Raw genomic sequence first — 23,958 nt, forward strand, 5'->3', positions numbered from 1 at the left:
CCCCCCTGCACAGACGTGCAAATCGAGAACAGTTTCATCCCGGTTCAGGGAGTCGGCGAGGCGACCGAACGGCGACTCTGGGCCAACGGCGTCACCCACTGGGACGAATTCGAGGGCGAGGTCGTGGGCGACACCCTCGCGGATCGGATCGAGTCGTTTATCGACGAGGGAACGACGCACCTGTCCCGCGGCGACATGTCGTTTTTCGCGGACGCGTTCCCCGACTCGAGTCACTGGCGGCTCTACGAGAACGTCGTGGACGAGGCGTGTTTTCTGGACATCGAGACGACCGGACTGAGTTCGGCGACCGACGACGTGACGACGGTCAGCGTCCACCGCGGCGGCGAGACGAAGACGTTCGTCAACGGCGACGATCTCACTGCCGGCAGACTGCAGACCGAACTCGAGGCGGCTTCGCTTTTGGTCACGTTCAACGGAAAGCGATTCGACGTGCCGTTTCTCGAGACCTGCTACGACGTCGATGTCTCGCTTCCGCACGTCGACCTCATGTATCCGTGCAAGAAACTCGGGTTCGACGGCGGCCTCAAGGAGATCGAACGGGATCTCGGCATCGACCGGGACAAACCCGACCTCTCCGGGCGGGACGCCGTTCGCCTCTGGCACGAGTACGAACGCGGCGACGAGGCAGCCCTCGAGACGCTGATCGAGTACAACCGCGACGACACGGCGAATCTCGAGCCGTTGATGGAGATCGTTTCCTCCCGCCTCCACGAAACCGTCTTCGAGGCGAACTGTTAGCGTGTGAGATAGATCGGTGCCTATAGCTCCCCGCGGTCCGTATCGTGGAGTAGAATGAGCGAGTACGCCTACGAGACGGCCGTCGACGTCCGGCTCCGCGACGTCGATTTCATGGGTCACGTAAACAACGCGATCTACGCGACGTACCTCGAGCAAGCCCGCGAGGCGTACTTCACCGATGTCGTCGGACGGTCGCTCGTCGACCTCGATACGGTCCTGGCGTCGCTCGAGATCGAATACGAAACGCCGATCGAGGCGGGACAGGCCGTGACAGTCGGTCTGACGGTCGCCGATCTCGGCACCTCGAGCATCCCGATCGAGTACGAACTGAACGCGGACGGGTCGCGAGCGGCGACCGCCCGGTCGGTTCAAGTCTTCGTCGACCGCGAGAGCGGGCAGGCGAGTCCGATACCACCGGCGCTGCGGACCCGCCTCGAGAGCGATCCCTCGTAAACTGAGCCGGAACGAGAATTCACCCGTACCGTGCCTCAGAGGGTTGTAGACGGTGACTACTCGCAGACGGTTATTTCGCCGTCGCTCGAGACCGTTACCCGATATCCACAGTAGGGAAATTCGACTCGGCCCTTCGAACGCGGGGTTCCGTCTTCTCGAGGAGCGAACAGCGCGTCGAGCGCTTCCGGATTGAGAACCTCGTACAGCGGCTCGTACTCTGGCGGCTCGATCGCCGTCGGCTCGACGCCCTCTTTCTCCGCGATCGCAGCGATAATCTCGAAGCTCAGTGATTGCCCCGTTCGTTCGTTAGACCGATCGACTGAAAGCAGCATTGAACCCACCCTTACCACGATCCGGTATAAATCCTGTGGCCTGTACCCGGCCCCAGTGGATGATTCTGTTCGCTAGTGTACGTATGTGTCTACCCGGACGTTAATTTGCAATCCCGTCAGAACTAGGACAGAGAACGTCAACTCGGCTGTTAGTACCGGATTTGCTCGGCTGGCCGGCTGGACGAGACGTTCCGACAAAGACTCGTCTCTCCGGTGTGACGGTCTATTCAATGGACCTAAACCGACTCAAACCGATCTATCTCTTCGGGATCGTTCTCAACGCTTGCGCATTGGTGTACGCGGGCATGACCGGCTCGTGGCTGTACGCCGGTGCGTTCGTGCTCGTATTGGGCTATCTCGCCTTCCGGTATCGAATGATCGCACGGAACTGAGAGGCTGGGATAGTACCCAACGCTCGAGTCCGGACGGACTTTCGCGCTGTCGGTTACTCGTCTGCTTCGGCAGAAAAGTGGGGAAGAGTGTAGGGGGAGTTGTGTAGCCTCCAGATCGGGGGAAATCTGGATGGGCAATTAGTTATTAACGGTAATACCTAATAACTATTTCCCTCGCACACAGACTCGCCTCGATCCGCAATTTCATGCGTATTGAAAACGCAGCGGACCGATATCGGGGGATAGTTGACCGCAAAGACGATTCTCGGCGAAACTGCGTCGGACTCGGGAAGAAGCGATACCAGCATCGAAATCATCGTAAGCCAGACAGAGCCATTGACCGGCACCAGCAAGCCAGAGCAGGGATTTGAACCCCGGGAGTCTCGATTACAAGTCGAGTGCATGAACCACCCATGCTCCCCTGGCCCTATCACGTGGTTATTCGTCCCCCTTTGAGTGTGTATCGTTTTCGGTTCGATCGGAGAGGGATCGCTCCATCGCGACGCGAAACGGTTCGTAGCCGGCTCGACGATAGAACCGCCGCGCCGCCTCGTTGCCCGCCATCGTCTCGAGAATCAGGTCGTCGGCTCCGCGTGCTGCGGCAGCGTTCTCGACGGTCCGAAGCAGTTGGGTTCCGATTCCCCGATCGCGATAGGCCGGTCGAACGTACAGATTCGAGAGGAACGCGCGACTCGAGGAAAGCGACAGTGCTCCCTCCTCGATCGAGAACGACGCGAACCCGGCGACGGTGTCGTCGACTCGAGCGACGAGCAATCGGCCGTCGAAGCTGTGGGCCGCCAGAATCTCGCGCATCGCGTCCCGGTTCTGGTCGGGGAGAATGTAGGAGCCGTACTCGCGCTGGTCGCGGGCGAGGGCGACCCAGTGGGCGACGATCGACTCGAGGTCGGCCGTCGTCGCGGGTTCGACGACCGGTTCGTCCGCGGTCATTCACTGACTCGCTCGTCGTGCTCGAGCGCCGAGACGGCGGGGAGCGGTTCGGCGGTGAGCATCCGAAGGGCGGCGCCGCCGCCGGTGCTGACGTGCGAGAAGCCGTCGATCCCGAGCGATCGCAGCGCCGAGGCGGTATCGCCGCCGCCGACGATGCTGGTGTCGACATCGGTCGCCGCTTCGTACAGTCCGCGCGTGCCGGTCTCGAACCGCTCGTCCTCGAAGACGCCGGCCGGTCCGTTGAGGATGACGGTTCCGGCGTCCGAGAGGATGCGCTCGTAATACGCGAGCGTCGAACTGCCGATGTCGAGCGCCCCCTCGTCGTTCTTGGGTGGGAGCGCGTTGATCCCCAGTTCGTAGCGCTTTCCGTCTCGGTCGATTGCAACGTCGCGTGGCAGCGCGATCCGCTCGCCGTAGGCGTCGAGGAGGTCTCGAGCGCGGTCGATCTCGTCCCAGTAGCCTTCGTCGTAGATGAAATCGGAGCTCTCGTCGCCGAGGTCGACGCCGTCGGCGATCAGAAAGACGTTGCCCACGACGCCCGCGGTCAGCACGTGGTCGGCGAGGTCCTTCTCGAGGACGCTCCAGGCGACGTCGATCGAGTCCGAGACTTTGGCCCCGCCGAGCACGTAGACTCGGGGTTCCGGCGTCTCTTCGATCGAACCGAGAACCTCGAGTTCGCTCTCCATCACGCGCCCGGCGTAGCTCGGTAGTACCATCGGAAAGCCGACCAGCGACGGCTGGGAGCGGTGTGCGGCGGCGAACGCGTCGTTTACGTACGCGTCGAGAACCGACGACAGCCCCTCGACGAGATGGGTCCGCGCCGCGCGCTCGGGTTCGAACTCCATGTACTCCTCGCTGTAGAAGCGGGTGTTCTCGAGGACGACGCAGTCGCCGTTCTCGAGCGACTCGACCAGCTCGCAGGCGGCGTCGCTGAAGGTGACGTCGGCGTAGCCGACGGGACGCTCGAGCAGATCCGCGAGATGTGACGCGTGGGTTTCGAGTCCGGTAAAATCGTCGCTTCCGGGTCGGCCCTGGTGGGCCAGAACCGCGACGCGACCGCCGCGGTCCAGTAGTTCCGAGAGGGTATCGACGTGGGCCTGCAACCGCGCATCGTCAGCGAGCGAGCCGTCGTCGCCGATCGGGCTGTTGATGTCGACGCGGACGCCCACGGTCGTCCCTTCGACGTCCAGATCGTCGAGGGTCTCGATCATTATCGACCCTCCATCGTCTCCCCCGAAAGGTCTTTCTATCGGTCTGAGAGTGTGATTGTGGTTGACAGCTCTTCGCAGTCGCCGTCGGGATCGAACCGGTCGTCCTCAGACGGACCGACAGTCCGCACAGACGAGTTGGCCGTTGGTTTCCCACAGCGAGTCCGCGAGCGATCCACAGGCTTCACAGATGCCTTGCGTCGAGTACTCGTCCCCGCCGTTCGGGCGGATCTCCGTGTCAGCTCCCGATTGCGACGCCATCGATTCGGTGATCGACGCGCCACCGGTAAGCGACTCGTCCGCCGGTCGAGATTCACTCACCGATCGCGACGTGGTGGCCTGAAACGATCCGGCCGCCGCGATGACGTCCCGCTGGGTGAGGACGCCGAGGACGTCCGTCTCCGCTTCGACGAGGAGGTTTCGAATGTTCTCTCGAGCCATGAGATCGGCGGCGTCGGTGAGGGGTCGATCGCCCGCGACGGAGATGACGGGCGTCGACATCACGGTGTCGACGGTCGTCTCCCCGACGGCTTCCTCCGCGGCGACGAGTCCGAGCACGTCCCACTCGGTGACGATGCCGACCGGCTCCGACCCGCGGAGGACGAGCACGCACCCGACTCGCTCCTCGCGCATGAGTCGAACCGCCCCGAGAACGGTGTCTGACTCGCTGACGCCCACGTACTCCGTCGTCAGAACCTCCGAGACCGATAGTTCCGGTTCCATGTGTGAACAATACGCATAGCGACTCTAAAAGCTACCTCCGCCACATTTAATCGCGGCGCGAGCGAACGATTCAGGTTGGTACTCGATTCGCCCTCCGAACGAGCATCGCGGGCCCGTTTCTCGTCCGAACGACCATCGCAGGCTCGCTTCCCGTCCGATACGTGTCGAAGGCGACTACTCCCACTCGAGTTCGACGCGCGTTCCGTCGGCCCGACAGGTCTCGAGGGCGTGTTTCGCTCCCATTCCCGCCTCGTGGGCGTACGTTCCTCGGCCAACGCCGACCTGGAGTTCGACGCCGGCTTCCGCCTCGACGTGACCGATCGCCTCGCGGTAGTCGGGTCGCTCGAGATCAGGACAGACGACGATGATGTTGTCGCCGCCGACGAAAAACGAGATGCTGTCGTGGGCGTATCGCATGTGTCGCATGAGTTCTGCGTAGCCCTGTTCGATCTCGATGAAGGTGTCGAAGGCGTTGAGTTCGTCCGTGTAGTTTCCCGTCGCGTTGATCACGTCGAAGTGGGCGATCTGGACGTCGTCGTCGGTTCCGTGCTCGTCCGCGACGGCGCGGCCGTCGAGGATTTCCCGGCGGTGTTTGTCCTGTGCGCTGCCCGCGTCCTGAACCAGTTCCGTCGCGTCGGAAAGGGCCTGAATCGGGCTGGTCCCCGTCGCGACGCCGAGGCTGAGCGTGACCGGGTATCGGTTGCCGACGGACTCCTGTAAGACGGCGTGGTCCTCGAGCGAAAGGCCGTTCGTCACGGCGATCATGTTGTCAAAGCGCGTGAAGAAGGTGTAGCCGCCGTGGTTGCCGACGAATTGCGAGATATCCGCGTACAGCCGGGACTGCATCGTCTGCAGGTCGGCTTCGCGGCGAGGTTCGGGCGTCACCGTCCACGGGCCGTAGTTATCGATCTGAACGAGCGTAACCTGCGTATTAGTCACTGTGTCCGTTGTTTCGAACCTGTTCGTATAAGTGATACGTAATCCAGATCCGTGATGGGGATCGTCGACCGCGTGATCTGTCGTTCGTTGGCGAGGGCCACTCCGCCCATGTCGTCCGCTCGGTCGTCGGCGATGGTCACCTCGCCCGCGTCGGCCGCTGGCTCACGCGTGTTTCTTCTCCGGAGAGGATCCCTTCGGGTGGTACTCCCAGAAGCCGCCGGCGCGCATCGCGTTCCCGACCGCCTTGTGCATGTCGACGATGGTATCGAACTCCTCGGCGTCGACGTACTCGAAGATGTCGCTCATCGGGACGACCGTCCTGTAGTTGATCCGAATCGGGTACTCGCCGTACTCCGCGACGAACTCGTCTGGGTCCATCGGGAAGTCCGCCTCCTCGTCGACCTTGTCCGCGATGATCCGCATGTCGTACTTGCGCATTCCGTCGCTTCCCTCCTCGCCGTCGGGATCGACCGGCCAGTTGTCGCTCATACCCGACCGTGTGCGGGGGACCCGCAAAAGGATTACTCTCCGTCTCCGTCGCGACGCCGTCGGTCCGGCCCTCGAGGCCGGAGAGCTATCGCTTTACAGTCCGGTTGGGAACGAAAACGAAGCATTCACCGCTCAGTCGTCGGCAGCCGTGGCGTCGGCCGTTTCGCTCAACACTTCCTCGCGGTGCTCGTCGAGCAGCGGTGCGCGACCGTGCGGCGCCGGGTTCGTCTCGCTCATTTTGATCGGGTTACCCGCGATCTCGACCTCGCGGTCGGCGCCGGGCTGTTCGACCGGTACGAGCATGTCTCGCGCGTGGACGTGCGGATCGTCGAAGATCTCCTCGGTGGTCTGGACGGGTGCGGCCGGAACGCTTCCCTCGAGTTTTCCGACGAGTTCGTCGTTGGTCTGCTCGAGCGCCCAGTCGGCGATTTCCTCGCGAAGCGCCTCGCGGTTCTCGAGGCGTTCGCCGGCGGTCGGATACGCGTCGGCGAGGTCCTCGCGGTCCATCACGTCACAGAGGGCCGCCCAGTGGTTGTCGTTGAACGCGGCGATGACGGCGTAGCCGTCGTCGGTCTCGAACGCGTCGTAGGGAAACAGCGTCGGATGGGCGTTCCCGCGGCGGGTCGGCGCGTCCCCGGAGTACGACTGCTGGTAGACGGCGCGCTCGGTGAAACTGATCATCGAGTCGTACATCGCCGTGTCGACGTACTGGCCCTCGCCGGTCTGTTCGCGGTGGGTGACCGCCGCGAGGATGCCGATGCAGTTCAGCGTCGCCGTAAAGAGGTCGCCGACGCCGGGGCCGGTTTTCGTCGGCGGGCCGTCGGGTTGACCGGTGGTCTCCATGACCCCGCCCAGTGCCTGCGCGATCAGATCGAAGGAGGGTTGGCCCTGTCGGTGGGATTCACCCGTTCGCGGGTCGCCGAAGCCGCGGATCGAGGAGTAGATCAGCTCCGGGTTGTACTTTCGGAGGGTTTCGTAGCCGAGGTCGTACTTCTCCATCGTCCCCGATCGGTAGTTCTCGACGACGACGTCGGCTTCTTCGACGAGCGAGAGGAAGTCCGCTCGATCGGCGTCGTCACCCAGATTCAGTTCGATACTCCGCTTGCCCCGGTTGACGCTCTGGAAGTACCCGCCGTAGGCTTCCTCGTTTCCGTCGTCGACGAACGGGGGATTCGAGCGGATCATATCCCCGCCCGGACGCTCTACTTTGACGACGTCGGCTCCCATGTCCGCGAGCAACATCGTACAGTACGGGCCTGCGAGGACCTGCGTGAGATCCAACACGCGAAGGTGTGACAGCGCTCCCATACGTCGGTCTTTCCGGCACGCCCCAATAACCTTTGCTATTAATCATGATGTTGTGGTTGTGTCACACGGGGACGATGAAAGGATGTTTAAAGAATATTATCATGGAAGATCATTAAGTTTATGTCCCGGTGTCCCATCGATCCGGGTACGATGTCCCAAACGGTCGTCCTCGGCGTGATCGGCTCCGACGCCCACGTCGTCGGCATCACGATACTCGAGCAGGCATTCGACGCAGCGGGATTCGACGTCATCAACCTCGGCGTACAGACCTCCCAGGAGGAGTTCGCCGAGGCCGCACTCGAGCACGACGCGGCGGCCGTACTCGTATCCTCGCTCTACGGGCACGCCGAGCAGGACTGCCAGGGATTCCACGAGACGCTCGAGTCCGCCGACATCGACGCGACGACGTACATCGGCGGCAACCTCGCGGTCGGCCAGGACGACTTCGAGGAGACGCGAGCGACCTTCGAGGCACTCGGGTTCGACCGCGTCTTCGATTCGGAAACCGACACCGAGGAGGCGGTCGCGGCCCTGACGCGGGATCTCAGACAGCAGACGCCGGAGACGGAACGAGCGACTATCAGCTCCTAATGATCCGTTGGTAAATGATACGAGACGAACGAATTTCGGCCGACGAGCTACGGCGCATCGACGACGAAATCAGATCGAACTGGTCGACCGGCGACGCCGTCGACTTCGAGGAAGCGATCGACTACCACGAATCGCTGCCCCCCAAAAAGCGGTTCGCGGACGTCCTCGAGTCTGCGGACAAACCGCTCTTGCAGCCCCGAGCCGGCGTTCCCCGACTCGACGATCAGGTCGAACTCCTCGAGTACCTCCATGGGGAGGGGAAGGCGGACCTCCTCCCAACGACCATCGACTCGTACACACGCGACAACGAGTACGAGAAGGCCCAGGAGGGCCTCGAGAAAGCCAGAGATACCGGCGAGGATACGCTCAACGGCTTCCCGGCGGTCAACCACGGCGTCGAGGGCTGCCGGGAACTCATCGACGCCATCGACGCGCCGATCGAGGTCCGCCACGGCACGCCCGACGCGCGGCTGCTCGCGGCGATCACCTTCGCCGGCGGCTTCCAGAGTTTCGAGGGCGGGCCGATCTCCTACAACATCCCATACACGAAACGCCACGGGCTCGAGGAGACCATCGAGAAGTGGCAGTTCGTCGACCGGATCGCGGGGGCCTACACCGAGCGCGGCGTTCGGATCAACCGCGAGCCGTTCGGCCCGCTGACGGGAACGCTCGTGCCGCCGTCGATCGCGATCGCGATCATGCTGGTCGAGGGGAAACTCGCCGCCACGCAGGGCGTGCGATCGATCACCCTCGGCTACGGGCAGGTCGGAAACATCGTCCAGGACGTGGCGGCGCTGAACGCCCTGAAGAAGCTGGGCAACGAGTACCTCCCCGACGAGGTGGTCGTCACGACCGTCTTCCACGAGTGGATGGGCGGGTTCCCGCCCGACGAGGCGCGGGCTAACGGCGTCATCAGTCTCGGCGGTATGACGGCCTCGATCGCACAACCGGACAAGGTCATCACGAAGTCGCCCCAGGAGTTCCAAGGCGTTCCGACGAAGGAGGCCAACTCCGCGGGGCTGCGAACCACGCGACAGGTCATCGACATGGCTATCGAGCAACAAATCGACATCGACGGTATCGAGGAGGAACAGGACCTCATCGAGCGAGAGACGCGGTGTCTGATGGACACCATCTTCGAACACGGCGACGGCGACGTCGTGCAGGGAACGATACAAGCGTTCGACTCGGGCGCGCTCGACGTGCCCTTTGCGCCCAGCGACAGCGCGGCGGGCGCGGTGCTGCCAGCCCGCGACGACGATGGCCGGGTGCGAATCTTCGAGTGGGCAGACCTCGCGATGGACGACGACATCAAGGAGATCCACAAGGCCCGGCTCTCACAGCGCGCCGACACCGAAGGGCGCGACCAGTCGTTCCGGATGGTCGCCGACGACGTCGACGCGATCAGCGACGGCAAACTCATCGGCCGGCCACAGGGGGGTGCCTGAGATGGAGATCGACGCCGTCCACGCGACGCCCGGCTACTCGGGCTTTTTCTTCGACGACCAGCGGGCGATCAAGGCCGGAGCCGAACACGACGGGTTCACCTACGACGGCGAGCCCGTGACCGAAGGGTTCGACGAGATCCGGCAGGCGGGCGAGTCGATCATCGTCGACGTGGAACTCGCCGACGGCACCGAAATTCGGGGGGATTGCGCGGCGGTGCAGTACTCGGGTGCCGGCGGCCGCGATCCATTGTTTCGGGCCGACGCGTACGCCGACGTCATCGAGGGCCCAGTCGCGGATATCCTCGAGGGTCGGGACGCGAGTCGGTTCCTCGAGAACGCAGAACGCCTCGAGGAACTCGAGATCGGCGGCGATCGGCTCCACACCGCCATTCGATACGGCGTCTCGCAGGCGTTGCTCGGTGCGGCTGCACACGCGGCTGGAACCACGCGGACCGACGTGCTAGCCGACGCGCTCGAGACGGAACCGGCGACCGAACCCGTTCCCGTCTTCGGACAGTCCGGCGACGATCGGTACACGAACACGGAGAAGATGTTCATCAAGGGCGTCCCCGTCCTGCCCCACGCGCTGATCAACAGCGTCGAGAAGATCGGCGAGGACGGCGAGACCCTGCTCGAGTACGTCGAGTGGCTCGTCGAGCGGTCCCAAAAGTTGGGGCCCGCGGACTACGATCCTCGATTCCACATCGACGTCTACGGCATGATCGGCGAGATATTCGACGCGCCCTACGACCGCGACGAGGTGATCGAGTACTTCGGGGCGCTCGAGGACGCTGCGGCCCCGTACCCGATTCAGATCGAGGGGCCGATGGACGCGGGTGACCGCGCGAGCCAGATCGACGCGATGGCCGAGCTGCGCGACGGACTGGCGGACGCCGGCGTCGACGTCGACATCGTCGCCGACGAGTGGTGTAACACCTTCGAGGACGTGCGGGCGTTCGTCGACGCCGAGGCGGCTGACGTGGTCCAGATCAAGACGCCCGACCTAGGTGGCATCCATCGCAGCGGACAAGCGGTTCGGTACTGCGAGGGAACCGAGACGCGAGCCTATCTCGGAGGCACCTGCAACGAGACCGAGACCTCCGCTCGAGCCTGCGCGCACGTCGCGCTCGCGACGAACGCCGCACAGGTGCTGGCAAAGCCCGGTATGGGCTTCGACGAGGGCTACATGATCGTCGAGAACGAGATGCGCCGAACGATCGCGCGACGGGAGCGGGCGACGCGGGCGGATGCTGATCCCGATGTTCCCGTCGACGAGGTGACCGCCAATGACTGAGTGGACCGACGCCGAGACGTTCGCACGGGCGCTCGAGCGGGCCGAAACCAAGGAGAAGGGCAACTGCTTCGAGGATTTCTCCGAGGGCGACCGCATCGAGCACGATCCCGGCCTCACGCTGACAAGGTGGGGCAACGAGTCGTGGATGAGCCAGACGCTGAACCACGACCCGGCCTACTGGCGGACCGACGCCGCGGCCGCTCGCGGATTCGACGAACCGCCGATCCACCCCGACTACCTCACCGCCGCGACGCTCGGGATCACCGTCGAGGACCTGAGCGAGAAGGGCGGGTACTTCCTCGGGCGGACAAACGTTCGGTTTCCGGAAGCCCCGGTCTATCCCGGCACCGAGCTCCGCGTCGAGAGCGAGGTCCTCGAGAGGGTCACCTCGAGTTCCCGTCCGCAGTACGGGATCGTCACCTGGCGAACGCGCGGCCTCGACGCCGAAACCGGCGACGTGTTCTGTTCGTACGAGCGCACGAACATGATCCCGCGTCGTCAGCCTGTCGAAACCGACGGCGGCTCAGCAGGGGCCACGTCGACGGACGACGACCCCGACGACGGGCTCCCCGCCGAGTTCGTGACGCCCGAAGGGGGCTACTTCGAGGACTTCGCCGCGGCGCTCGAGGACGCCGACGGCCGCGACGCGGCGGTCGCGTATCGCCACGAGCGCGGCCGCACGCAGGACGACGTGACCGTCGCGTCGTTGCCGCTTGCGACGCTCAACACGGCAAAGCAACACCACAACGCGGACGTGATGGGCGACTCGCCATCGGGCGGCATCGTCACCTACGGCGACGTCACGCGCTCGACCGCGCTCGGGCACGCCCGCTCGGACGAGCGGACCTGGCGCGAGGTCGGCTTCGACGACGAACGGTTCCACACGTTCGTCGCCAGCGGCGACACCATCTACGCGTTCACGCGCGTGCTCGAGGCCGAAGACGACGCCGACTCGCCCGAGGCGGGCACCGTCCGCTTCGAGCACATCGCGTTCAATCAGGACGACGAACCGGTCTACTCCGGCACCCGAACCGCGGAGATTCAGAAGCGATCCGGTAACTAACCGAGCCTGTCGATGGCTCCCGAAATCCCACACAGACATACCACAAACATGACAGACGACATCCGACTCTGCCGTACGTTCCAGACCGCACCGGCCGCCGTTCCGAAAGACGACTCGGCGAAGTACCTCGTCTCGGCCCTCGAGTCCGAGGGGTTCCAGGCACCGGACTGGCTGGTCCCCGACATGGAAGACGGGACCGCGCCGGACATGAAAGCGGAGGGCCTCGAGAACACGATCGAACTGGTCCCCGAGTACGAGTTCCCCGGCGAGATCTGGCCGCGCGTCGAGTGGAGCTACGAGGACGAGGAGTACTGCGAGAAGGGGCGCGACCAGATCGACCGGCTGGTCGCCGAGATCGGCGACGAGATCGACGGCGTCGTCGTGCCGAAGGTCGGTCGCCTCGAGGACGTGAAACGCGCCGCGGAAGTCGTCGCGGAGGCCGAAGCCGAACACGGCTACGCGGACGGCTCGATCGGGCTCTCGATCATCGTCGAGACCGGCCGCGCTCGCTCGGACCTGCGCGAAATCGCGAAATTCGGTGCGGACTCGAGACTCACCGCGCTGATCTTCGGCCCCGTCGACTACGCGGCCGAACTCGGCGGCCGGAATTTGGGCGACGGCATGCCCCGCTGGGACGGTCTCCTCGAGGCGCTCTCGAACGAAGCCAGCGCCGGCGACCTGCTCTCGATCGGCGGCCCGTTCGACGACCTGTTCAAAGAACGCGCCGGGCTGACCTACTACAACGCCGACGCCTACGCGGATCAGGTCGAACACGAGGCCAAACTCGGGCTGGACGGCTCCTGGTCGCTCTATCCGAAACAGACCGTTCAGGCCAACACGATCCACATGCCGACGCCCGAGGAACTCGAGCGCGACGTCCACAAGATCGAGCGGTTCAACGAGGCAAAACGCGAGGGCACCGGCGCGGTCACCATCGACGGGCAGATGGTCGACGAGGCGACGTTCAAAACCTTCCGCAACACCGTCCAGCAGGTGCGAGCGATCGATAGCACGCGTCCGGCACAGACAGAGGACTACTACGAGGCCGACTTACTCGAGCGCGCACGCGAGCTCGAGCTTTCCTACCGGTAGCAACCGGTCGGTTTCGCACCGGTAGCAACTGGCTGGCTTTCAGACCGGCCGCACCTCGTCGCCGACTGACCCGCGATTTCTACGAATCGTTCGATAATCGCGTTTGTACCGTCTCCTGGCCTCGAGCCTCGTGCTCGAGCAGTCGCCGTTTCGTCGCGACGCCGTCGGCCGCCGAGTAGCCGTTGAGGCTTCCGTCGCTCCCGACGACACGGTGACAGGGGACGAGTATCGGCACGGGATTTCGCCCGCAGGCCTGCCCGACGGCGATCGGACTGGTCTCGAGGGCCGCCGCGAGGTCGCCGTAGGATCGCGTCTCCCCGTATGGGATTTCTGCCATCGCGTCCATTACATCGCCGAGGATTCCGTCGGGTGTGGCGATCTCGAGGTCGAACGCTTGTCGATCGCCACGCTCGTACTCGGCTACTTGCGCTCGAATTGTCGCCGGAACTGCAGCGATTTTCGAGTCGTCGATTTCGATAGTAGATTTGAAAATGGGTACGTCCATGGGTGGAAGCGTCCGAGGGACGTCTTCTCCGAACTCCTGCCGAACGATCTCGATCTCGAGTTCATCGGAACGATCGGCGAGGACGTCATCATCGAGGACGGACAGCTCATCGAGGGAACCATCGCCGAAGACGAGGTCGGCGAGTTCGGTGGCGAGATCGTCGACACCATCACGAAGCAGTACGGAAACACCCGCGCTCGCGTCTTCATCAACGAGATTTCGACGCTGGCGATGCGTGCGATCATGCACTTCGGGTTCTCTATCGGGATCGACGACGAGACGATTCCGTCGGAGGCTCAGGATCGCATCGACGAGACGATCCTCGACGCAAACGACCGCGTCGAGGAACTCATCGACGCCTACGAGGCGGGCGAACTCGAGAGTCTGCCCGGCCGGACGATCGACGAGACCCTCGAAATGAAGATCATGCAGACGCTCTCGCGGGCGCGTGACAACGCTGGTAATATCGCCGAAGAGCACTTCACGGAGGACAATCCCGCCGTGGTCATGGCCAACTCCGGTGCGCGTGGTTCGATGCTCAACCTCACGCAGATGGCCGGCTGTGTCGGCCAGCAGGCGGTTCGGGGCGAGCGGATCAACCGCGGTTACGAGGATCGGACCCTCAGCCACTACGAGCCGAACGACCTCTCCGCGGAGGCACACGGCTTCGTCGAAAACTCCTACACTGCGGGACTCACGCCGCGTGAGTTCTTCTTCCACGCGATGGGTGGCCGCGAGGGGCTGGTCGATACGGCAGTCCGGACGTCGAAGTCCGGCTACCTCCAGCGCCGGCTCATCAACGCGCTCTCGGAACTGGAGGCACAGTACGACGGGACTGTTCGCGACACGAGCGATACGATCGTGCAGTTCGAGTTCGGCGAGGACGGCACCTCGCCGGTCAAGGTCGGCTCCGGCGAGGAACACGCCGTCGACGTTGAGGGCATCGCCGATCGTATCGTCGAGGCCGAGTTCGAGGACGACGCCGAGAAGGCGGCGTTCATCGGCCCGAAACAGGAGACGACGAACCTCTCCGAGCACGCGGACAGTCGTCGATTGCTCGACGGCGCGGAGGTGACCTCCGATGACTGAAATCACCTACGACGTGAGCGAGGATACGATCGTTCTCGTCGAGGATTCGGATCTGCCTCGCCGGCTCAAGGACAACGTCTACGAGACGCTCGAGGCGCGAGACGCGCTCACGAACGAGCAGATAAACGACATCGTCACCGCGGTCGAGAACAAGTACGTCGATACGCGGGTCGAGCCGCTCGACCCCGTCGGCACCGTCTCCGCGCAGTCGATCGGCGAACCCGGAACGCAGCTGACGATGAACACGTTCCACTACGCGGGTGTCGCAGAGATCGACGTGACTCAGGGCCTGCCCCGGCTCATCGAACTCGTCGACGCCCGGAAGACGCCGGATACGCCGATGATGACGGTGTACCTCGAGGACGAGTACGCCACGGAGCGAGAGAAGGCCCACGAGGTCGTCTGGAAGCTCGAGGCGACGAAGATCCTCGCACTCGGTGACGTCTCGACGAACGTCGCGGACATGCGCGTCCAGATTTCGCTGAACCAGGACACGCTCGAGGAACGGATGATCACGGCCGAAGAAGTTGCAGAGATCATCGAGGACAACCTCGGCGTGAAGGCGATTCAGCAGGGAACGACGATCGAGTTCGGTCCCGAAGAGCCCTCCTACCGTGATCTCCTGCAACTCGTCGAGGAGCTTCGGGACATCACGTTTAAGGGCATCGAAGAGGTCTCTCGCGTCGTCATCCGCCGTGAGGAACTCGACGACGGCAGCGAGGAGTTTATCCTCTACACCGAGGGATCGGCCTTCGGCGACGCGCTCGCGATCGAGGGTGTCGACGCCTCGAGAACCACGTGTAACAACATCCACGAGATCCATCGCAATCTCGGTATCGAGGCCGCACGCGAGACGATCATCGAGGAGACGAACAACACGCTCGCCGAGCAGGGTCTCGACGACGTGAACGTCCGTCACCTGATGCTCGTCGCCGACATGATGACCAACGAGGGAACCATCGAGTCGATCGGCCGGCACGGCATCTCCGGGTCGAAAGACTCCGTGCTCGCCCGCGCGGCGTTCGAGGTCACGGTCAACCACCTCCTGAACGCGGCGATCCACGGCGAGATCGACGAACTCGACGGGGTTACCGAGAACGTCATCGTCGGCAAGCCGATCAAGCTCGGCACCGGGGACGTCGAGCTCCGGATGGGATCGACAGGGCCCAGTAGCAAGGCCGACTGATGGCCCGCCCTCTCGAGGACGAGCCACGTCGATACCTCTCGATCTTCGAAGACGTAACCGGGGCGCCGGGCGAGGACTGTCTCATCGACGACGGAACGGTGGTAGTCGTCGTCGCGAGCGGCGAACTCGGCGAGGCGATCGGTCCCGGCGGCCGGAACGTGACGCGGTTCGAGGAGCGAATCGGGAAATCGGTTCGACTCGTCGAGGACGCAGACGACCCCGAGACCTTCGTCGCGAACACGCTGGCACCCGCCTCGGTGTACAACGTGACCGTCAGCGAGAACGACGACCGCGTCGCCTACGTCGAGGTCGCAGACGAAGACCGCGGCGTCGCGATCGGTTCGGACGGCGAGACGATCGATCGGGCGCGAACCCTGGCGGCTCGTCACTACGAGTTCGACGACGTGCAGTTGCTGTAATCGGTCTCCAGGTCCGACTTCCTCGTTTTCTCCGTCGTGGTCGATTCCGTCGCTCGGTTCTCCAATCGCTCGAGTGTGGTGTCCGAGCCAGGACGAAAACTGCGTCTTCTCCGTCCAGTTCGCCCCCCGAAACGCGCTCAGAATCCGCGAGGGGGGTACGTCGAGCGTTCTCGAGGCGTAACGCTGACTCCAAAAGGGGATGCTTAAGTGCCTCCGTCGGATACCGACGTACATGGCAAACGGCAAATACGCCGCGCGCAAGCTCAAGAAGGACCGCCAGAACCAGCGGTGGTCCGACTCTGACTACGCGCGTCGTGCACGCGGACTTCGTGAGAAGTCGGACCCCCTCGAGGGTGCCCCGCAGGCTCGCGGGATCGTCCTCGAGAAGGTCGGTATCGAGGCGAAACAGCCCAACTCGGCGATCCGAAAGTGCGTCCGAGTCCAGCTCATCAAGAACGGCAAGCAGGTCACCGCGTTCTGTCCCGGTGACGGTGCCATCTCGTTCATCGACGAGCACGACGAAGTGACCATCGCCGGTATCGGTGGCGCGAAGGGTCGTGCGATGGGCGACCTCTCGGGTGTCAACTACAAGGTCAACAAGGTAAACGGCGTCGCGATGAAAGAACTCGTTCGCGGAAACGCGGAGAAACCGGTGCGATAATCATGGCCGCAGAAGACCAACCCGATCCGGACGCCCCTGCGGGCGGTTCCGACGTTTCGGCGCAGCTTTTCGGCACGTGGAGTGTCACCGAGATCGAGTACGGCGACCCCTCGACCGAGCGATACATCAACGTCACGCCGGTCGCACACACTGCCGGCCGTCACGCGAGCAAGCAGTTCCAGAAGTCCCAGATCTCGATCGTCGAGCGCTTTATCAACCGATTGATGCAGACCGAAGAGAACACGGGCAAGAAACAGCAGACGCTGAACCTCGTCCGTGACGCCTTCGACATCGTCCACGACCGAACCGAGGAGAACCCGGTCCAGGTGCTCGTCTCGGCCGTCGAAAACGCCGCACCTCGAGAGGAGACCGTTCGCCTGAAATACGGTGGCATCTCCGTCCCGAAGGCAGTCGATGTCGCGCCCCAGCGCCGCGTCGACCAGGCGCTGAAGTTCATCGCAGACGGCGTTCAGAGCAACTCCTTCAAGACCTCGACGCCCGCCGAAGAGGCGATCGCGAGCCAACTCATCGGCGCTGCAGACTACGACGTCCAGACGTACGCGATCAGTCAGAAAGAAGAGAAAGAGCGCGTCGCGGCCGCCGCACGCTAACGCTCGAGACGTCTTTTTCGATTTTTCATGGCGCGGAGCGACTGCGTTCGCGTTCCACCGACTGGTCTTCACGAACGCGTCGTCTTCGCAGTACGGTGTTGCGGACAATAGCGCACTATTACAGACGACGAACTAGTCCGCTGCCTTCTGCTCGTCGCCGACATAGGATCGAGTCGCGTCCACCAGCACCTGCTTGTAGGCGCTCGAGTCGGGTTCCTCGGCGAGTTCGCGAAAGCGCCGTCTGAACCCCTCGAAATCGACTCTCGGTGCGTCCATCGCGGCGGCGTGGGCGAGGTCGTACAGTCGGTGGTCGCCCTCGAGGAGGTCGTGGCGTTCGGTCAGCGCTAGTGCGAACGCGGCGTTTACGGCCGTGATTTCGGGGTCGGAACTCGACGATATTCGCTCGAGGCCGGGCCTCGAGGGCGTTTCCGGCCGATCCGCGACAGCAGCCGCGAGCGACGACTCGAGGAAGGAAAGCAGTTTCTCGCCGGGACCTACAGAGAGGGTGATGTCGTCGGCGTAGATGTCTTTCATGTGATTTGCGATTTGGTAGCAGTGAGCGAGTTGCCGTCGCTCGATGCGTTTGCCCCCGAGCGCGAGATAGAGCACTTCGTCGATCGACTGGGTGTGTGAGGGGTGGGCCTGTTCGTAACGGGCCATGTGTCGGACGGGATGTTTAAGCCCGCGGAGAAGATATCCAATCATGGCAACCGATCCTCTAAGGGGTTGGAAGCCACGTCTCGGGTGTCACTACCACCCGGGGCATTTCAATACGAAACGCCCCCTTCCGTGGAGTTTTGGCTTCCATTTGCTGCAATGATTTGTAGTGTCATATAACTACTGTTTCAGCCCGGGAATAATGTCTCCTCGAATGAGTAGGAGGTGTCTCGAGTTGTTCGACACGGATTGCTGCTAGAGTCTTGAACACTACTATCGCTGGCAACACTGATTTCCACACCCTCCCCAGCCGATTCGCTCACTCGTTCCCTCGTTCGCTCATCCCTCGCACGGCTTTCTGTCGCGGATCGCTATCGCGACCCGCGATAGAGCGCGCGCCACCGCACGTGGCTTCGCCGGCACAGTGTGACAACTTCGGTTCGTTCCATTGGATCACAGGGGTTCTCTATTCGTTTTCCTGCTCTTCCTTTCGCTCGAGGCCGTGGTTGCAAGCGCCCGGCGTAGCTTCTTACTCTCGAGCGGTGTACCTCGCCCGCCATGGCTATCGACACAGTCCTCGTCGTGGGAGCGACGGGAACGCAAGGCGGTGCCGTCGCCCGGCACCTCCTCGAGCGGGATTTCGAGGTCCTCGCGCTGACTCGAGACAAGGACAAGCATCAGTCTCACCACCTCGCCGAGCGGGGGGCCGAACTCGTCGAAGGGTCGCTCGCGGAGAAAAACACCATCGAGCCGCTGGTCGAGGAGGCCGATGGCGTCTTTCTGATGACTAACTACTGGGAGCACGGCTACGACGACGAGGTCGCCCAGGGACGAAACGCGGTCGAGTTGATCGACGAAGTAGGCGTCGAGCATCTCGTCTTCTCGTCGGTCGGCGGGGCCGACCGCGACACCGGAATCTCGCACTTCGACTCTAAGTGGGAGATCGAGGGGCTGATCGACGACCACGGTATTCCAGCGACGGTCGTCCGTCCGGTCTTCTTCGCCCAGAACTTCGAGGGCTTTCGTGACGCCATCGAAGACGGCACGCTCGCGATGGGTCTCGAACCCTCGAACCCCCTCCAAATCCTCGACATCGAAGATCTGGGGGCGTTCGTCGCGGCGGTGTTTTCAGACCCCGGCGAACACGAGGGTGAATCCTACGAACTAGCGAGCGACGAACTCCCGCTTCGCGCGATGGCGATTCGATTCGCCGACGCGCTCGAGCGACCCGTTCGCGCCCAGCACCTTTCGATCGACGACGTCGAGGAGAGCCAGGGCGAGGAGTTCGCCGTGATGTTCGAGTGGTTCAACGACGCGGGCTACGAGTCGCCGATCGACGACCTCCGGGCGGAGTTCGACGTTTCGTTCAATCGCCTCGAGACCTACCTCGAGCGAGAGTGGCTCGAGTAACCGCTGTGTACGCTGACGGACGTGATTCCGCAGACGACCGTCTCTCGAGTCGACACGCCGACCCGTAGCATTTACCGGAAAATTCGTCCGGGAATCGGTCTAAACTCGGGCCGACACCGATCACCACCGAACTCGTCGCGTTTGCCTCGAGGATTCCGTTCGTTCACCCGGCGGCCGGATGTGGCAACATTTTCCTGATTAGCCTAGCCCCGTCAGGGTTCGCCTGATTGCGGAAGGGTATAGGAGTCGGGTGCTAGTCTCCGATACCCGATGAGCGCGACAGTTATCTCGAGTACGGTAGCGGCTACTCGTCTTCTGACACGGCGGTGGTTTGCGTGAACACGACAGAGCAATACAAACAGAATAAACACCCCCTCGATGTCATCGACGACGTCTACGAGTACGCCGAGGACGAACTCACCTTCGAGGAGATCGAAGAGCGAGCGGGCGACGGTGAGTGGGAACGGCTGAAGTGGGCCGGCATGTACGCCCAGAAGCAGCAGGGCTACTTCATGATCCGAACGAAGGTCCCCGGTGGAAAACTCACGCCGGAGCAGGCCGAGGTCATCGGCGAGGTCACCGACGACCTCGCTGTCGCTCCCGAGGAGTACGGCGGCGAAGAGCAGAACGAACTCTGGGGCGACGCGTACCTCGACATCACGACCCGACAGGACATCCAGAAACACTGGATCCGCGTCGAGGACGTCCCGGAGATGTGGGACCGGTACGACGAGGTCGGCCTGACGACGGTACAGGGCTGTGGCGACGGCGCTCGAAACGTCCTCGGCTGCCCCGCGGCCGGACTCGACGATCACGAGTGCTTTAACGCACAGCCGGTTATCGACGCGGTCTCGGACTACTTCACCGGGAACCGCGAGTACGCCAACCTCCCGCGGAAGTTCAAAATGACGATCACCGGCTGTGCCCACGACTGCGCACAGTCCCAGATCAACGACATCGGACTCGTCCCCGCGAAAAAGGAAATAGACGGCGAGTACCTCTACGGATTCCACGCCCGCGTCGGCGGCGGCCTCTCCGACGGCCCGCGGATGGGATCGGAACTCGACGCCTTCATCCGACCCGAAGACGCCGTCGAGTTCTGTCGCGCCGTCGCCCAGACGTTCAAGGAGATCGGTGACCGCAACAACCGCGGCGTCTGCCGCATGCGGTATCTGGTCCAGCAACTCGGTCCGGAAAAGTTCGAGGAAGCCATCCGCGACCGCTGTACGATCGACCTGCCTACCGCTGGCGAGAACCTGACCGTCGGCTACAAGGGCGACCACGTCGGCGTCCACGACCAGAAACAGGACGGTCTGCAGTACGTCGGCTTCAACGTAATCGCTGGCCGGATGGGTGGCGACGAGTTCGCCCAAGCCGCCCGCGCAGCGGAGAAATACGGCACCGAGGAGGCCTCCGTTCGCCTCGCGACCGACCAGAACTTCCTCATCACGCACATCCCCGAGGAGAACGTCGAGGATCTGCTCGCAGAGCCCTTCGCCGCAGACTACCAGCCGGATCCCGGCCCGTTCTCCCGCGGTGCGGTCGGCTGTACGGGCAACGAGTTCTGTAACTACGCGATCATCGAGACGAAAAAGCGTACCAAGCGCTGGGCTCGAGAACTCGACGAGCGCATCGACACGCCCGACGACCTCGAGGTCGTCCGGATGCACATGTCGGGCTGCTCGGCTTCCTGTGCACAGCCCCAGATCGCGGACATCGGCTTCCGCGGCGAGACCGTCAAACTCGAGGGCGACGACTCACCCAACGAAGAGGGCGACAACCTCGTCGAAGGGATGGACTTCGGCCTCGGCGGTTCGCTCGGTACGGACAACGAGTTCCTCGACTGGATCGAACACGCGGTTCCGGCCGATTCGGTGATTCCGGCGCTCGAGCGACTGTTCGACGCCTACGCCGACGAAAAGTACGACGACGAGCAGTTCTACGCCTGGTGTCGCCGCGTCGACAACGACCGGCTACGCTCGATCATGCAACAGGCCGACGCTCCCGTTGCAGGAGGTGTTGCCCATGGGGACTGATGGCGAGAACGAGCGAAGCGAGTCCTCGGAGCGAACGAGCGGCGAGGACCAGCCGTTCCCGGGCGTTCCCGAATCGGACAGTGACGACGGCGACAAAGACGTAATCGTTCCCGAGACCACCGGCCACGCGCCGCGGTCGCGAGCCGTCACCGACAACGCTCGAGAGGGTGCGATTCAGCCCGCAGCCGATGGTGCAAGCGGCCATTCCGATGGCGCTGGTGGCAGTTGCTCACCCAACACCTGTACCTGCGGCGAGAAAACGCAGGAAAAGACCGTCGCGACCGACGGTGCGGGTGTCGCGAACGTCGACGAGATGGGCGAACTCGGCGACCTCGAGTTCACCGACCCCGCGGAGGGGATCAGTCAGGACGTCGACAACGGTTCGCCAGACGAGCGCGTCGGCGTTCCCGACGGCGTCGACCTTGAGACGCCCGAGTACTCGATCCGCTCGGAGATGAACGACATCGAGACGCCGGACGAGAAGACCTGGTTCATGGAACTGGACGAGGCAGTCATCGACGACGGCCGCTGTATCCAGTGTGGAACCTGTGTCGCCGCCTGTCCATCGGACTCGATCGGCGTCGGCGACGACGGCCTGCCGGAACTGGTCAAGATGTGTACGGGCTGTTCGCTCTGTTGGGACTTCTGTCCCCGCGGCGGCATGCGCTACGAGCGCCAGTGGAAGATCACCGGCGGCGACGACAACGTCAAGGGCGCCGGCGACCCGATCACGGAGTTCTCCGCCCGGGTCGACGAGGACTGGACCGAGGGTGCACAGGACGGCGGCGTCGTCACGACCGTCCTCTCGCACCTCCTCGAGGCTGGCGAGATCGACGGCGCGCTCATCGCGACCGAGAGCGACGAGGAAGCCTGGAAGGCCGAAAGCTACCTCGCGACGAGCCACGAGGATCTGATCGAGAACGCCGGCACGATATACAACCAGACGCTGGCGCTCGGCAACCTCGACCTCGAGCAGTGGGAGCATAAGCTCCCGGACAAGCCGTTCGACGAACTTAGCCTCGCGCTCGTCGGAACGCCGTGTGAGATCGAGGGGATCCGCGCGCTGCAGGACTTCGAGTGGGACTATCAGGCCCAAAACGAGGGCATCCGCGCGGTCGATTACACAATCGCGCTGATGTGTACGAAGAACTTCAACTACTACAGCCTCATGGGCGAGCAGTTGGAGGACCAGCGCGGCATCTCCCCCGACGAGATCGGCAAGATGGACGTCCTCCACGGCAAGCTCATGGTCTACGACCACGACGGCGAGATGATCTTAGACGAGGACATCGAGAACTTCCACGACGCCGCGCTCAAAGGCTGTGACGAGTGTGCGGACTTCACCGGCTTCTGTGCCGACCTCACCGTCGGCTCGGTCGGTTCTTCCGACGAGTACTCGAGCGTTATCGTTCGAACCGAACAGGGCATGAAAGCCTGGGAGATCACCGAACCCGATCTGGACTACCACGATCTGGAGGACAAGTCCGCGGTCGGTAAGCTCCAGGGCTGGGACAAGAAAAAGGCCTTCGAGAGCCTCGAACGACCGTTCGATCCCGACGCGCCTCGGTTCATCGACTATACGGATCACGCGGAGAACTACGGCACCGAGTTGAATCCGCACGACTACGGTCACTAATCGGTCCGCTTCCGTTCGATTTCTTCGGTTTTGCCGCGTTTCTCCTGCCCACGCTGACCGGTCCAACCTCCCGTGCAGTGGACTTATCGACGGACGGGCGGAAGTGAGGGTATGGCGTCTACAATTCGAATCGCGACGCTCGCTGACGCTGACGCGATTCGCGACATCTACGCCCCGTTCTGCGAGGAGTCGGCGGTGACGTTCGAGGAAACGGTCCCCACCGAAGCCGAGGTGGCAGCGCGCGTCGAGTCGACGCTCGAGCGCTATCCGTGGCTCGTCTGCGAACGCGACGAGGTCGTCGGCTACGCCTACGCGAGCGCGTTGCGCCCGCGTCGGGCCTACGAGTGGGTCGTCGAACTCTCCGTCTACGTCGCCGACGGTGCTCGCGGCGACGGGGTCGGCCGCGGACTGTACGCGTCGCTGTTCGCGATTCTCGAGCGCCAGGGCGTCTGTGACGCCTACGCCGTGACGACGCTGCCGAACCCGGAGACGGTCCGATTTCACGAACGCCTCGGCTTCGAGCGGTTAGTCGACTTCCCGCGGATCGGATACACGCAGGGCGAGTGGCACGACGTGCGCTGGTGGCGACGGCCGATTGCGACGAAACCCGAGACCCCCTCCCGTCCAACCCCGCTTCCAGACGTTCGCGACTCGCCCGACTGGGCGGAACTGGTTGCGACGGGTGAAACGCACCTCGAGTCGGCCTAAC

General features: G+C 63.4%; 24 protein-coding genes, 1 tRNA gene and 2 pseudogenes. 17 read left to right on the plus strand and 10 right to left on the minus strand.

Annotation, left to right across the window (positions count from 1 at the left end; translation table 11 throughout):
- Positions 1 to 15 precede the first annotated feature (15 nt).
- Both EL22_RS02960 and EL22_RS02965 read left to right on the plus strand, forming a co-directional pair.
- Entirely contained in the window at positions 16 to 759 is a 744-nt protein-coding gene (locus EL22_RS02960; protein ID WP_050050085.1) for a ribonuclease H-like domain-containing protein, read from the plus strand.
- 54 nt (positions 760 to 813) lie between these two features.
- Positions 814 to 1,212 carry a thioesterase family protein gene (locus EL22_RS02965; protein WP_050050086.1) on the plus strand — a complete coding sequence of 133 codons (399 nt, stop codon included), beginning with the start codon at positions 814 to 816 and terminating at the stop codon, positions 1,210 to 1,212.
- Between the two features lie 56 nt (positions 1,213 to 1,268).
- On the opposite strand, the gene EL22_RS02970 is transcribed toward EL22_RS02965, so the two are convergent.
- A complete protein-coding gene (locus EL22_RS02970) occupies positions 1,269 to 1,544 on the minus strand; it encodes a HalOD1 output domain-containing protein (protein WP_050050087.1) in 276 nt (91 codons plus the stop codon).
- 230 nt (positions 1,545 to 1,774) lie between these two features.
- Between EL22_RS02970 and EL22_RS17845 the strand changes: the two genes are divergently transcribed.
- Positions 1,775 to 1,936, plus strand: a complete 162-nt coding sequence (locus EL22_RS17845; protein ID WP_197075830.1) for a hypothetical protein — start codon at positions 1,775 to 1,777, stop codon at positions 1,934 to 1,936.
- Positions 1,937 to 2,288: 352 nt separating this feature from the next.
- On the opposite strand, the gene EL22_RS02975 is transcribed toward EL22_RS17845, so the two are convergent.
- From EL22_RS02975 to mct, 7 genes are all read right to left on the minus strand, one after another.
- Positions 2,289 to 2,362: transfer RNA gene (locus tag EL22_RS02975), tRNA-Thr, on the minus strand.
- A gap of 12 nt (positions 2,363 to 2,374) precedes the next feature.
- A complete protein-coding gene (locus EL22_RS02980; protein ID WP_050050088.1) occupies positions 2,375 to 2,884 on the minus strand; it encodes a GNAT family N-acetyltransferase in 510 nt (169 codons plus the stop codon).
- Positions 2,881 to 4,095, minus strand: a complete 1,215-nt coding sequence (locus EL22_RS02985; RefSeq protein WP_050050089.1) for a phosphoglycerate kinase — start codon at positions 4,093 to 4,095, stop codon at positions 2,881 to 2,883. The genes EL22_RS02980 and EL22_RS02985 overlap by 4 nt, the downstream gene beginning before the upstream one ends.
- A gap of 105 nt (positions 4,096 to 4,200) precedes the next feature.
- Entirely contained in the window at positions 4,201 to 4,815 is a 615-nt protein-coding gene (locus tag EL22_RS02990) for a cyclic nucleotide-binding/CBS domain-containing protein (protein ID WP_050050090.1), read from the minus strand.
- 174 nt (positions 4,816 to 4,989) lie between these two features.
- Positions 4,990 to 5,754 carry a GTP cyclohydrolase III gene (locus EL22_RS02995; protein ID WP_050050091.1) on the minus strand — a complete coding sequence of 255 codons (765 nt, stop codon included), beginning with the start codon at positions 5,752 to 5,754 and terminating at the stop codon, positions 4,990 to 4,992.
- 162 nt (positions 5,755 to 5,916) lie between these two features.
- Positions 5,917 to 6,243: a DUF5785 family protein gene (locus tag EL22_RS03000; protein WP_050050092.1), complete on the minus strand. Its 327-nt coding sequence runs from the start codon at positions 6,241 to 6,243 to the stop codon at positions 5,917 to 5,919.
- Between the two features lie 132 nt (positions 6,244 to 6,375).
- Positions 6,376 to 7,551, minus strand: a complete 1,176-nt coding sequence (mct, locus tag EL22_RS03005; RefSeq protein WP_050050093.1) for a succinyl-CoA:mesaconate CoA-transferase — start codon at positions 7,549 to 7,551, stop codon at positions 6,376 to 6,378.
- 150 nt (positions 7,552 to 7,701) lie between these two features.
- Here mct and glmS point away from each other — a divergent pair, with 150 nt between their 5' ends.
- From glmS to citE, 5 genes are read left to right on the plus strand one after another with little or no spacing between them, the layout of a single operon-like run.
- Positions 7,702 to 8,142, plus strand: coding sequence for a methylaspartate mutase subunit S (gene glmS / locus EL22_RS03010; RefSeq protein WP_050050094.1), 441 nt, complete (start codon positions 7,702 to 7,704; stop codon positions 8,140 to 8,142).
- 14 nt (positions 8,143 to 8,156) lie between these two features.
- Positions 8,157 to 9,590: a methylaspartate mutase subunit E gene (locus EL22_RS03015; RefSeq protein WP_050050095.1), complete on the plus strand. Its 1,434-nt coding sequence runs from the start codon at positions 8,157 to 8,159 to the stop codon at positions 9,588 to 9,590.
- A 1-nt stretch (position 9,591) separates the two neighbouring features.
- Positions 9,592 to 10,884 (plus strand): methylaspartate ammonia-lyase, encoded by a 1,293-nt coding sequence (locus EL22_RS03020; RefSeq protein ID WP_050050096.1) that lies wholly within the window; start codon positions 9,592 to 9,594, stop codon positions 10,882 to 10,884.
- The gene (mch, locus tag EL22_RS03025) at positions 10,877 to 11,947 is read left to right on the plus strand and encodes a 2-methylfumaryl-CoA hydratase (RefSeq protein WP_050050097.1); all 1,071 of its coding nucleotides are present in this window, start codon (positions 10,877 to 10,879) and stop codon (positions 11,945 to 11,947) included. Before EL22_RS03020 ends, mch begins: the two co-directional genes overlap by 8 nt.
- Before the next feature lie 48 nt (positions 11,948 to 11,995).
- A complete protein-coding gene (gene citE, locus EL22_RS03030; RefSeq protein WP_050050098.1) occupies positions 11,996 to 13,039 on the plus strand; it encodes an L-malyl-CoA/beta-methylmalyl-CoA lyase in 1,044 nt (347 codons plus the stop codon).
- 79 nt (positions 13,040 to 13,118) lie between these two features.
- Here citE and EL22_RS03035 read toward each other — a convergent pair whose 3' ends face one another.
- On the minus strand, positions 13,119 to 13,544 hold the full coding sequence (locus EL22_RS03035; protein ID WP_050050099.1) for a methylated-DNA--[protein]-cysteine S-methyltransferase: 426 nt from the start codon (positions 13,542 to 13,544) through the stop codon (positions 13,119 to 13,121).
- An 18-nt stretch (positions 13,545 to 13,562) separates the two neighbouring features.
- Between EL22_RS03035 and EL22_RS03040 the strand changes: the two are divergent.
- From EL22_RS03040 to EL22_RS03060, 5 genes and pseudogenes are all read left to right on the plus strand, one after another.
- Positions 13,563 to 14,633, plus strand: a pseudogene (locus EL22_RS03040) (DNA-directed RNA polymerase subunit A'); the annotation flags it as partial.
- Positions 14,626 to 15,819, plus strand: coding sequence for a DNA-directed RNA polymerase subunit A'' (gene rpoA2, locus EL22_RS03045; protein WP_050050100.1), 1,194 nt, complete (start codon positions 14,626 to 14,628; stop codon positions 15,817 to 15,819). The pseudogene EL22_RS03040 and the gene rpoA2, both read left to right, overlap by 8 nt.
- On the plus strand, positions 15,819 to 16,238 hold the full coding sequence (locus EL22_RS03050) for a NusA-like transcription termination signal-binding factor (protein WP_050050101.1): 420 nt from the start codon (positions 15,819 to 15,821) through the stop codon (positions 16,236 to 16,238). Before rpoA2 ends, EL22_RS03050 begins: the two co-directional genes overlap by 1 nt.
- A gap of 232 nt (positions 16,239 to 16,470) precedes the next feature.
- Positions 16,471 to 16,899, plus strand: coding sequence for a 30S ribosomal protein S12 (locus EL22_RS03055; RefSeq protein WP_050050102.1), 429 nt, complete (start codon positions 16,471 to 16,473; stop codon positions 16,897 to 16,899).
- A 2-nt stretch (positions 16,900 to 16,901) separates the two neighbouring features.
- Complete coding sequence (locus tag EL22_RS03060) at positions 16,902 to 17,510, plus strand: 30S ribosomal protein S7 (RefSeq protein ID WP_050050103.1); 609 nt, start codon at positions 16,902 to 16,904, stop codon at positions 17,508 to 17,510.
- Positions 17,511 to 17,642: 132 nt separating this feature from the next.
- On the opposite strand, the pseudogene EL22_RS03065 reads toward EL22_RS03060, so the two are convergent.
- Positions 17,643 to 18,185, minus strand: a pseudogene (locus EL22_RS03065) (DUF5781 family protein); the annotation flags it as partial.
- A gap of 540 nt (positions 18,186 to 18,725) precedes the next feature.
- Here EL22_RS03065 and EL22_RS03070 point away from each other — a divergent pair.
- The 4 genes from EL22_RS03070 (at position 18,726) to EL22_RS03085 (ending at position 23,957) form a co-directional block, all read left to right on the plus strand.
- Positions 18,726 to 19,577, plus strand: coding sequence for an NmrA/HSCARG family protein (locus EL22_RS03070; RefSeq protein WP_050050104.1), 852 nt, complete (start codon positions 18,726 to 18,728; stop codon positions 19,575 to 19,577).
- 335 nt (positions 19,578 to 19,912) lie between these two features.
- Entirely contained in the window at positions 19,913 to 21,613 is a 1,701-nt protein-coding gene (locus tag EL22_RS03075; protein ID WP_050050490.1) for a nitrite/sulfite reductase, read from the plus strand.
- The gene (locus EL22_RS03080) at positions 21,603 to 23,249 is read left to right on the plus strand and encodes a Coenzyme F420 hydrogenase/dehydrogenase, beta subunit C-terminal domain (protein WP_050050105.1); all 1,647 of its coding nucleotides are present in this window, start codon (positions 21,603 to 21,605) and stop codon (positions 23,247 to 23,249) included. Before EL22_RS03075 ends, EL22_RS03080 begins: the two co-directional genes overlap by 11 nt.
- Positions 23,250 to 23,360: 111 nt before the next feature.
- Positions 23,361 to 23,957, plus strand: a complete 597-nt coding sequence (locus EL22_RS03085) for a GNAT family N-acetyltransferase (protein WP_050050106.1) — start codon at positions 23,361 to 23,363, stop codon at positions 23,955 to 23,957.
- Position 23,958: the final 1 nt, after the last annotated feature.

The organism is Halostagnicola sp. A56 (assembly GCF_000691505.1).
Lineage (GTDB): Archaea > Halobacteriota > Halobacteria > Halobacteriales > Natrialbaceae > Halostagnicola.